A 283-nucleotide genomic window follows, 5' to 3' on the forward strand; every position below is an offset into this window, starting at 1 on the left:
GACATGGGGATGGCCCGCAGCAGCCAGGGCAGCAGGGCGACCGCCCCCAGGATCCACACGCCGTGCAGGATGGTGGAGGCGCGAGTGGCGCTGCCAGCCTGCACGTTGGCGGAACTGCGGACGATGACGCCGGTCATGGGCAGGGCGCCCGCCAGGCCGCAGAGCAGGTTGCCCACGCCCTGGGCGGTCAGTTCCTTGTTGTAAGTGGTGCGCACCACGTCATGCATGCGATGCACAGCTCGCCGCCGACAGCATGGGTCTAGGGGGTGGCGATGAAGGCGAT

The 283-nt window shown here is 68.9% G+C and carries 1 pseudogene (running past one end of the window); it reads right to left on the bottom strand.

Features of this window, described 5'->3' with window-relative positions:
• Positions 1-283 (bottom strand): annotated as a pseudogene (locus tag I55_RS24935) (SulP family inorganic anion transporter) (its annotated part extends 499 nt beyond the left edge of the window); the annotation flags it as partial.

The sequence above is a fragment of the Azospirillum sp. B4 genome (genome assembly GCF_000333275.1).
GTDB lineage: Bacteria > Pseudomonadota > Alphaproteobacteria > Azospirillales > Azospirillaceae > Nitrospirillum.